The 880-nt window shown below is 48.8% G+C and carries 1 protein-coding gene; it reads right to left on the reverse strand.

Going from position 1 to position 880, the window contains the following annotated elements; translation table 11 throughout:
* Positions 1-36: 36 nt before the first annotated feature.
* Positions 37-880: DMT family transporter (locus tag B3180_RS13865; protein ID WP_286845094.1), on the reverse strand; the 844-nt coding region annotated here is incomplete at its 5' end.

An 880-nucleotide genomic window follows, 5' to 3' on the forward strand; every position in this document is an offset into this window, starting at 1 on the left:
ATCGCGTATTGGAGCAGATTGCCAAGTTTGAAATGATTAACTTTTGCGCCGCGTTCGAATAGCAAAATAGCCTGCAACAACAATGATTAACGCACCCCATAACATGTGCCAGGCAAGTTCTTCCCCGAACAGCCAGTAACCCAGCAATGCCGCAAATAGAACTGAGCTGTAGGTAAACACCCCAACTTTAGCCGGTGGGGCTATGGAAAACGCTTTGGTCATTGCTAACTGGCCGTAAACAGCAAGCAGGCCCATAGCAATAACCCCAACCCAGTGTTGTGTGGGTATAGGCTGCCATAGCCATAGTAAAGGAATGCCCGATGCGATTGTGGCCAGAGTAGAAAAATAGAACACGATTTTACTTGTCGACTCGGTGTCAGACATACGCCGAATGACAGTTTTCGTGAATGCAGCTAATGCAGCCGCCAAAAAGGCTAATCCAATAACCGGAGAGAGTTCGCTGTTCATGGGGTCAAGAAATATGAAAACACCAATGAAACCCAGTGCTATAGCCAGCCAGGTCTGTCGGGCTACATAGTCGCGTAGCCAGAGCCAGCCGATAACCGGAATTAAAAAGGGTGATAGCAACAGCACCAATGTGGCCTGCGCTAACGGGATAGTGGCAATGGCATAGAAGAACAAATACATTGCCGCTATGCCTGCGGCGCCACGAACAAGGTGCAGTCTTAAGCGCTGTGTTTTTAGGTTGCCGGCTCCCTTGCGCCATAGCCAGGGGAGCAGTACAAGAAAAGCGGTCAGGTTCCGAAAAAAGACCAGTTGCTCAAAAGGTTGGTCTTTACTGATGTATTTTACCAGGGCACTGACACCAGCGAAGCTGGCCTCAGCACTTAAAATAAGCAATGAGGCAATAATCACAGCT

This window comes from Idiomarina sp. UBA4206 (assembly GCF_002383015.1).
Classification (GTDB): Bacteria; Pseudomonadota; Gammaproteobacteria; order Enterobacterales; family Alteromonadaceae; genus Idiomarina; species Idiomarina abyssalis.